Origin of the sequence: Trebonia sp. (assembly GCF_049794275.1) — a bacterium.
GTDB lineage: Bacteria > Actinomycetota > Actinomycetes > Streptosporangiales > Streptosporangiaceae > Trebonia.
In genome coordinates, this window is the sequence record NZ_JBARCR010000452.1 from 1 (window position 1) to 6,334 (window position 6,334).

Annotated in this window: 5 protein-coding genes; 2 read left to right on the forward strand and 3 right to left on the reverse strand. The window is 69.0% G+C overall.

Annotation, left to right across the window (positions count from 1 at the left end):
• On the reverse strand, positions 1-2,332 hold a 2,332-nt coding region (locus WA805_RS12460; RefSeq protein WP_425242409.1), incomplete at its 3' end, for a transglycosylase domain-containing protein.
• Positions 2,333-2,647: 315 nt separating this feature from the next.
• Between WA805_RS12460 and WA805_RS12465 the strand changes: the two genes are divergently transcribed.
• Positions 2,648-2,950, forward strand: coding sequence for a WhiB family transcriptional regulator (locus tag WA805_RS12465; protein ID WP_300610113.1), 303 nt, complete (start codon positions 2,648-2,650; stop codon positions 2,948-2,950).
• A 9-nt stretch (positions 2,951-2,959) separates the two neighbouring features.
• On the opposite strand, the gene WA805_RS12470 is transcribed toward WA805_RS12465, so the two are convergent.
• On the reverse strand, positions 2,960-4,114 hold the full coding sequence (locus WA805_RS12470; RefSeq protein ID WP_422274669.1) for an ArsA family ATPase: 1,155 nt from the start codon (positions 4,112-4,114) through the stop codon (positions 2,960-2,962).
• A gap of 20 nt (positions 4,115-4,134) precedes the next feature.
• Positions 4,135-5,151 carry an ArsA-related P-loop ATPase gene (locus WA805_RS12475; protein ID WP_425242410.1) on the reverse strand — a complete coding sequence of 339 codons (1,017 nt, stop codon included), beginning with the start codon at positions 5,149-5,151 and terminating at the stop codon, positions 4,135-4,137.
• 220 nt (positions 5,152-5,371) lie between these two features.
• Between WA805_RS12475 and WA805_RS12480 the strand changes: the two genes are divergently transcribed.
• The coding region (locus WA805_RS12480; protein ID WP_425242411.1) for an SPFH domain-containing protein at positions 5,372-6,334 on the forward strand (963 nt) is incomplete at its 3' end.

A 6,334-nucleotide genomic window follows, 5' to 3' on the forward strand; every position in this document is an offset into this window, starting at 1 on the left:
CTCCATTGCCGCCGCCTCCGCCGCCTTTGCCGCCCTTCTTCGGCGGCTGCTTGACGACCTGGCCGTCGCCCTGGCTCCACAGCGAGCTGGAGGGCGAGACCTGCGCGAAGTCCTGCGACCCGGACAGGTTGGCGTTGTCGAACGTCATGTGCCAGGTGGACGCCGGGGCGTTGGCGCCGAACATCTCGCCGGGGCACTCAAGGCCGCCCCAGCCGGGTTCGTTGTCGTAGCAGGCGCTGTAGCCGGTCATCGTGTACTTGACCGGCGAGATCGGGTTAAACACCGAGACGTAGGCGACCAGGTTCGTCGTGTACCCCGCGAACGCGGCGAACGGCGTGCCGTTCCCGCTTTGCACGTTCGAGGTGCCCGTCTTGCCGGCGGCCTGGTAGTTGGCCAGCCCCATGCCAGCGGCTGTGCCGCTGGTGAGGACGCCCTGGAGGATGTAGTTCACCGCGGCGGCCACGTCGGTTGACATCACCCGGTGGCAGCCCGCTGACGGCACCGGCAGCGACTGGCCCGCGGCGTTGATGACCTTGGTGAGCACGATCGGCTTGCAGTAGACGCCGCCGGAGGCCGGCGTCGCGTACGCCGCGGCCATGGACATCGGCGACACGTTGACGGCGCCGAGCGTGAAGGTCGGCAGGTCGTCGGCCGGCGGCTGAGAGTACTGGATCTTCCCGCTCTTGTCCTTGTACGCCCCGTCCCAGGCGAGCAGCGACTTGCCGTCGGCGCGCGTCATCCCCATGCTGACGGCGGTATGCACGACGTTGCACAGGCCCACCTTCGCCTCCAGGTGGGCGTAGAAGACGTTGATCGACTGCGTTGTGCCGGTGTACAGCGAGTACGCGCCGCCGCCATTAGGCCCTTCGGCGTTCACCACGGGGAAGACGCCGACCTGGCCGGTTTGCGGGTCGACACCGACCGGCTGCCCGGCGCAGTTGGTGAACCCCGGCACGTCCTCCTGGCCTTTCACGGTCTGCTGGAAGCCGAAGGGCACGCCCTGGTCGAGCGCCGTGATCAGGGTGAACAGCTTTGACGATGAACCGGTCTGCACGCCTTCCTGGCCGCCGTACTGGCTGTTGACCGCGTAGTCGACCTCGGTCTGGCCGTTGCCGGTGCCGTACGGCCGGTCTTCGGCGATCGCCGTGACCTTCCCGGTCCCCGGCTGTATCAGCACCTCGGTGTCGGCGTTCTGCGCCGGGTTGTACGTGCCGCTGCGCGCCGGGAGGACGTGGTTGACGGCGTTGGTGGCCGCGCCCTGGTCCTGCGGGGCGAGCGTGGTGTAGATGCGCAGCCCGCCGGTGGCGAGCAGCTTGGCCCTGTCCTGCGTGGTAGCGCCGAACTGGGCGTCCAGCAGGACAACGTGCTCCACGTAGTCGCAGAAGAAGGCGTCGTCCCCCACGGTGTTCGCGGAGCAGCCACTCTGCACATTGCCCACGTGCAGCGTTAGCTTCTGCTTCATGGCCGCCGCCGCGGCGGCCGCCGTCAGCCGCGGGGCGGTCGGGGCCGGCGCGACGGGGTGCGTCGCCGCGATCCGCGCGAGCACGGTGTTGCGTCGCTCCAGCGCCGTCGCCGGGTTGTGGATCGGGTCGTACGCGGTCGGGTTCTCCACGATGCCCGCCAGCGTGGCGGCCTGGAGCAGGGTCAGCTTCGCGGCCGTGGTGCTGAAGTACGTCTCGGCCGCCGCCTCGATGCCCCACGCCCCGTTGCCGAAGAAGGCGTCGTTCAGGTACCCGGCCAGGATGTCCTGCTTGGACAGGTTGTGCTCGGCCTGGACCGCCATCCGCAGCTCGTCCACCTTGCGGCTCAGGTTATCCGCGGTGGCGGCCTGCTCGGCCGCCTTGTTGCCGTACGCCTGGAGCACGAGGATGCCCTTGACGTACTGCTGGGCGATCGTCGACCCGCCCTGGACCGGCTGGTGGCGCAGGTCGTTCACCAGCGCCCGCAGGGTCCCCTTGACGTCGAGCGCGCCGTGCGTCCAGTACCTGTCGTCCTCGATCGCCGTGATCGCCTGGACCATGTACGGGGAGATCTGGTTGTAGGTCACCGGCTGCCTGTCGATGCCGGTAAAGGACATCCCCTTGCCGAGGTCCACGCCGTACACGGAGGTGATCGGGTTCCCCAGGCGGTCGAAGATCTCAGACCGCTGCGGCAGGGCGGACGTCTCCATTGACAGCGTCGTGAATTTGTCGGAGGTGTTCCGCACCAGGATCCCGGTCGCGGCCACGACCGGGAGCGCTATCGCCGCCGCGAGCACGCCGCCCAGCCCAGACAGCAGAAGCAGGCGTCCGACAGCGCTTGACTTGTTGGCTGTCCAGTCCAAGAGCTGCACGGGTCATAGAGTACGCGGTCAGCGCCCTGTTACGGTCGCCATGGCAGACCTATGAGGACATTCTTCCACTTCAAGTAACGGAAAGGCCCCGTCCGCAACCGAACCGTGACTAGCCACTCACGCGTATATAGCCCATCAGGACTATCTGTGAAATGGCCACGCCGGGGTCTTGGCAGCAATGGCCCGACTTCCGTAAGTTGCTTTGTCACGAAGAGATAACCGTGACCGGGTGGCCGCACACCCTCACGGGAAGCAATCCGTCAACGCAGACCGCCCGGGCACACGTGTGTCCGGCGATCAAGAGGAGTTGGGCACATGTGGATCACCGACTGGACCACACGCGCCGCCTGCAAGGGAACAGACCCTGACGAGCTTTTCGTCCAGGGTGCAGCCCAGAACCGGGCCAAGCTCATCTGCCGGGGTTGCCCGGTCCGTACCGAGTGCCTTGCGGACGCGCTCGACAACGGCATCGAGTTTGGTGTCTGGGGCGGAATGACCGAACGCGAGCGGCGTGCGCTTCTCCGCCGCAGGCCCGACGTCACGTCGTGGCGTGAGCTGCTCGAGCGGGCTCGTGACCGCTACGAGCGCCAGGGCATCGACGAGCTGGTCGCCAGCTGATTCAGCTGCCTAGCTCCGCTGCCCGCCGGCGTCCGCGAGTGCCTCGCCGATCCGGCGCAGTCCCTCAAGATCGTGCACGTCCACCGGCAGCGCAGGTACTTCTACGACGGGAACGGCGGGGTACGCCGACGTGAAAGCGCGGGACACCCGCCGCTCCCGTTCGCCGAGGCTCATCCGCTCGGCATGCAGCCTGAGCGTCGCCGTCGCCACGGAGTAACCGGCGGCCGGGGCGGAAGCCACGGGCTCGTTCTGGATAATTCCGTCCAGTGTCTCAGCGGCGGCGAGCGATCGCGCCGCGCTCAGCCCGGCACCACCCGCCGCGTGCACGCGGTTCAGGATCAGCCCCGCGAGCGGCATCCGCTCCTCGTCAAGCCGCTCCACGAAGTACGACGCCTCGCGCAGCGCGTCCGGCTCGGGCGCGGCGACCACCAGGAACGACGTGCCGGGCGTCTGCAGCAGCCGGTAGGTGGCTTCCGCCCGTTCGCGGAACCCGCCGAACATCGTGTCGAACGCCGTCACGAACGTCTGCGCGTCGCGCAGCACCTGCCCGCCGAGCAGCTTCGTCAGCGCGCCGGTCATCACCGATAGCCCGGCGTTGAGCACCCGGCCGAACGGGCGGCTCGCCTTGACCGGCGCGGTCAGCACCCGGATCAGGCGGCCGTCGAGGAACCTGCCGAGGCGTTCCGGCGCGTCGAGGAAGTCGAGCGCCGACCGGCTCGGCGGCGTGTCGACCACGATCAGGTCCCACTCGTTCGAGCGGCGCAACTGGCCGAGCTTCTCCATGGCCATGTACTCCTGCGTGCCGGCGAAGCCCGACGACAGCGACTGGTAGAACGGGTTGGCCAGGATCTGCGCCGCGCGCGCCGGGTCGGCGTGCGCCTCGACGACCTCGTCGAACGTGCGCTTCATGTCCAGCATCATCGCGTGCAGGCTGCCGCCCGCCTTGCCTTCGACGCCCTCGACGATGCGCGGCGTGTTGTCGAGCGAGGTCAGGCCCATCGACTGGGCGAGCCTGCGGGCGGGGTCGACGGTGAGCACGCAGACTTCCCTGCCGCGTTCCGCGGCCCGCAGCCCGATCGCGGCCGCCGCGGTGGTCTTCCCGACACCGCCAGAACCGCAGCAGACGATGATCCGCGTGCGCCGGTCGTCGATGAGCCGGTCCATGTCAAGCAGCGGGTTCCCGGTCACGCCGCCCCCTGGTCGCGCAGCTCGGCAGCCAGCCGGTGCAGGCCGGACAGGTCGACACCCTCGGTGATCATCGGCAGCTCGTAAACCGGCTGGCCTGCCGCCTCGAGCTCGGCGCGCTCCCGGTCCTGGAGCTCGACGTGGCGCGCGTGCTCGGCGAGCTCGTCGGCCAGCGCCGCGGCGAGCTCGCCTGTGTCGCGCAGCCCGGCGTCCGCAAGCGCCGCCGCCATCGCCGGCACGTCGGGCGCGGCCTTCAGCTCCTCTGGGGAGAGCACCGCGGGACGGGCCATGTTGATCACGATGCCGCCGACCTGCATGCCCGGTATGGCGCGCAGCTCCGCGATGCCGTCCAGGGTCTCCTGCACCGGCATCTCCTCGAGCGTGGAGACGAAGTGCACCGCCGTCTGCGGCGACTTGATCACGTTCGCGACCGTGTCCGCGTGGGTGCGGACCGGGCCCACTTTCGCCAGGCCTGACACTTCGGCCGTGACGTTGAGGAACCGGCCGATCCGCCCGGTGGGCGGGGCGTCCATCACCACGGCGTCGTACTGGTACCCGCCGCCTGGGGGCCCCGGCCGCCTGCGGCGCGCCGCCTCGGTCGCCTTGCCGGTGACAAGCACGTCGGACAGCCCCGGCGCGATCGTCGTCGCGAAGTCCACCAGGCCGAGCCTGGTCAGCGCGATTCCCGCGCTGCGCATGTTGTAGAACATCTGCAGGTAGTCGAGGAGCGCGCCTTCCGGGTCGACAGCCAGCGCGTACACGTCGCCGCCGTGGTCGCGGCCGTCGTCCGCCTCGCCGGGCCCGATGGCGATCTTGCGTTCCTTGTACGGCAGCGGCGGCCGGTCGAAGAGCCGGGCGATGCCCTGCCGCCCCTCCGTCTCCATCAGCAGCACCTTGCGGCCGCCGTGCGCGAGGGCGAGGGCGAGGCCCGCGGCGACAGTCGTTTTGCCGGTGCCGCCCTTGCCCGTCACGACGTGCAGCCGCACACCGTCCCAGTCGGTGTCCCTCGTTGTCATGCCCGTATCGCCCCTTTTTCTTGCCTCTCTTATCCGAGGCTATCGTCGGCTGGAGACCGGAACGTGCTGCTCCGTGCGGCTCTCGCGTGGTGCGGCTTGAAAATTCAGTTATCCAGAACGGGCGCGGCTGGCTCCCGGGCAACTGGTCCTGCGCAGCGGTTGCGGCGCGGACTACGCTGATAGTTAAGCCCTTGCAGTACGAAAAGGAGGCGGTCCTCAGATGGCAGGTCTCATCGTTGGGCTAGTGATCGTTGTGCTGGGCATCCTGATCGGCCTCGGACGGTCGTTCAAGATCGTCCAGCAGTACGAGAAAGGCATCATCTATCGCTTCGGGAAGGTGCTTCCCGAGGTGCGCGGCCCCGGGCTGGCCCGGATCCGCCCGATCGGCGACCGCATGCAGAAGGTGAACATGCAGATCATCGCCATGGCAGTGCCCGCCCAGGAGGGCATCACCAGGGACAACGTGTCTGTCCGGGTGGACGCCGTGGTGTACTTCCGCGTGGTCGACCCGATCAAGGCCACGGTCAACGTGCAGAACTACATGTTCGCCATCTCCCAGCAGGCGCAGACCTCGCTGCGGTCGATCATCGGCCAGTCCGAGATGGACCAGCTGCTCGCCGAGCGGGAAACCGTGAACAGGGAGCTGCGGCGGAACATCGACGAGCCGACCGAGGAGCCGTGGGGCATCCGGGTCGAGCGCGTGGAGATCAAGGACGTGTCGCTGCCCGAGGGCATGAAGCGCTCCATGTCCAGGCAGGCCGAGGCGGAGCGGGAACGCCGCGCGCGGATCATCACCGCCGACGGTGAATACCAGGCGTCCAAGCGGCTCGCCGCCGCGGCGGCGGTCATGGCGAAGGACCCGGCGGCGTTGCAGCTGCGGCTGCTGCAGACCGTGGTCGAGGTGGCGGGCGAGAAGAACAGCACGCTCGTCATGCCGGTCCCCGTCGAGCTGCTCCGGTTCTTCGAGAAGATGGCGCCAGGACCAGAGGCGCCGACAGGGTCGACCGCGCTGGCCGACGCGGAGGCACTAGACCTGGGCGACGCCGAGGTGGCCGCCGCCGAGGCGGCGATCGCGCACACGGGCACGCCGGAGCTCGGCGCGGCGGCCATGCCCGAGGTACCCGAGATACCCGAAGTGCCCGAGGTGGAAGCTGCCGCTGCCGCCGGCACGCCGGAGCTCCCC